Source organism: Acinetobacter harbinensis (genome assembly GCF_000816495.1).
Classification (GTDB): domain Bacteria; phylum Pseudomonadota; class Gammaproteobacteria; order Pseudomonadales; family Moraxellaceae; genus Acinetobacter; species Acinetobacter harbinensis.
The window spans coordinates 34463-37463 of sequence record NZ_JXBK01000003.1 but is presented as its reverse complement, the minus strand read 5'-3'; the positions used below and the strand labels follow the sequence as shown (position 1 = coordinate 37463).

The following is a 3001-nucleotide window of genomic DNA, read 5'->3' as shown; positions in this document are numbered from 1 at the left end:
CCGAAGAGCATGCAGAAGGCGTGAGCCTGACGGCCAAGCAACTGGTGGAACAGGGCATACAGTTATCAGCGGTCGATCAAGGTCCGGTGGTTAAATTAAGTTCTTATCCTGCCAAACTCAATGTGAATACGGATCAGCAAGCGCATGTCTCACCGAGTTTTAGCGGTCATGTAGAAAATGTTTATGTAGAACTCGGCCAAAAAGTTCAGAAAGGGCAGCCTTTGGCTACATTGCTTGTTCCTGATCTAGTTGATCAGCAGGCCAATCTTAAAATTGAACAAACCAATCTGGAACTGGCGAAACAAGACTTTGAGCGTGAGCGTCAATTGTGGTCACAGGGTATCTCAGCAAAACAGGACTATCAACGGGCTTATAACAGTTATAAACGGGCACAAATCCAGGTTCAAGCGGCCCAATCACGTTTAAGTGCATTTGGTGCAGTGAATGCTAGTAACGGGCGCTATATTTTAAAAGCCCCAATTTCTGGCGTGATCAGTAAAAAGGATTTGGTTCTCGGGGAAAATGTTCAGTTAGCAAGTCAACTCTTTACCATAGACCGGTTAGATCAGCTCTGGCTTGAATTTATTGTTCCAAATTCTGAAATTGTGGGCTTAGCCCCGAATCAAAAGATCGAATTTAAATCTTTGCAAACTGAAAAGGTCTATAGGGCGGTTATTCAAACCTTAAATACTGAAGCGGATATTCAAACAGGTCGTCTTCAGGTGCGAGCAAAAGTTGAATCGAATGCAACCGAATTACGTCCAAACTTGATGGTAAACGTACAGTTGCAACAACGCAGTGAAAGTACCGCATTACGGGTGCTTAAGTCCGCAGTTCAGAATGTCGATGGAAAAGATGTGGTTTTTGTCGCCACTCAGCATGGACAAAAAGTTGAATTCACTCCGCAACCGGTGAAATTAGGTCAATCGTCTGGGGATAGCCAGTGGATTGAAGTGGTAAATGGGCTTAATCAGGGACAAAAATATGCCGCTCAAGGCAGTTTCTTACTGAAATCTGAGATGGAAAAAGGAGAGGCTTCACATGAGCACTAAAAGCCCTCACATTCCAGACCACGAATCGGTAAAACCTGAAGGGCTGTTTGATCGGCTGATCCAGTTTTCTATTCATAACGCCATTTGGATTATGCTGTTTATTGCAGCCTGGATTGCTATTGGTATTTATAGTTATCAAAAGTTACCGATTGATGCTGTACCGGATATTACCAATACTCAGGTGCAGATTAACACTTCAGCCAATGGCTTTACGGCTTTGGAAATGGAACAGCGGATTACCTATCCAATTGAGAATGCCATGTCAGGCATGCCGAAAATGGAACAAACCCGTTCGATTTCACGCTACGGCTTATCGCAAGTGACCATCATTTTTGAAGATGGCACGGATATTTACTGGGCCAGACAGCTTATCAACCAGCGCTTGCAAGAAGCAATGGGAGAAATGCCTGAAGATGTGCAACCTAACATGTCGCCTATTTCGACAGGTTTAGGTGAAATCTATCAATGGGTGATTAAAGCCGAACCAAATGCTAAAAAGCCGGATGGAACCGCTTATTCGGCGATGGATTTACGTGAAATTCAGGATTGGATTGTAAGACCGCAATTACAGCGCGTAAAAGGCGTTGCTGAGATCAACAGTATCGGTGGCTTTAATAAAACCTATGTGGTTGCCCCTGATCTGAACCGATTGCAACAATTGCAAATTCCTTTGTCTGATTTACAAACTGCCTTAACAGAGAATAATGAAAACCGTGGTGCTGGCTATATTGAGAAAAATGGACAACAGCTAACGGTTCGTGTTCCCGGCACTTTAAACACGATTGAAGATATCCAGAACATCAGTATTGCCAATAAAAACGGCTATCCGATTCGGGTGGCAGATGTCGCCAATGTCTCAATTGGTCATGACTTAAGAACAGGGGCTGCAACCTATAATGGTGAAGAAACTGTATTGGGTATTGCCATGATGATGATGGGAGAAAATAGCCGTACCGTTGCTCAAGCCATTGATGAAAAGGTGCAATCGATCCAGCAATCGCTACCTAAAGGTGTGGTGATTGAGACTGTGTATGACCGTACGCATTTGGTTGATCGGGCGATCAAAACCGTTCAGAAAAATTTGATTGAGGGTGCAATCCTCGTCATTGTTATTTTATTTCTCTTTCTAGGTAATTTCCGTGCTGCGCTGATCACGGCTTGCGTTATTCCACTGTCAATGCTGTTTACCTTGACGGGAATGGCAGAGCAGAAGATTAGTGCAAATCTGATGAGTTTAGGGGCACTGGACTTCGGTATTATTATTGATGGTGCAGTGGTTATTGTAGAAAACTGTATCCGTCGGCTAGCAGAAGCTCAGAAGCTGAAAGGTGGTTTACTTAGCCGTTCTGAAAGATTTAAAGAAGTCTTCTTGGCTGCAAAACAGGCGCGTCGTCCTCTCATCTTTGGACAGTTAATTATTTTGGTGGTTTATCTACCTATCTTTACCCTGACGGGTGTAGAAGCCAAACTTTTCCATCCTATGGCAATGACTGTTGTACTGGCTTTAATTGGGGCCATGATTTTATCTGTCACTTTTGTGCCAGCCGCAGTTGCCCTATTTGTCACTGGAGAAGTCAAGGAAACCGAAAGTCGCTGGATGCATTGGCTTAAAACCAAATATGAACTGCTTTTAGATAAAGCCTATGAGCTTCGTTTATTTGTGACTATTGTGGCTGCCTGTATTTTAGTGCTTACGGGCGTGCTAGCCACTCAAACAGGTAGCGAGTTTGCACCTCAACTGGGTGAAGGTGATTTTGCTGTTCAGCAAATGCGTTCCCCAAGTACAGGGTTAGAACAGTCACTGAGAATGCAGGAAAATACTGAAAAGTTACTGTTGAAAGAATTTCCTGAAATTAAAGCGATCTTTGCCCGTACCGGTACAGCAGAAGTGGCCACAGATGTTATGCCACCCAACATTTCAGATGGCGTGGTACTGTTAAAACCTCATG

At 43.8% G+C, this 3001-nt stretch carries 2 protein-coding genes; both read left to right on the top strand.

The window, feature by feature from the left end; genetic code table 11:
• Window positions 1-1052 (top strand): efflux RND transporter periplasmic adaptor subunit (locus SE27_RS13110; protein ID WP_455550025.1); only part of this gene is annotated, 1052 nt, incomplete at its 5' end.
• Window positions 1042-3001, top strand: a 1960-nt coding sequence (locus SE27_RS14705) for an efflux RND transporter permease subunit (RefSeq protein WP_455550024.1), incomplete at its 3' end; no start/stop codon positions are given. The genes SE27_RS13110 and SE27_RS14705, both read left to right, overlap by 11 nt.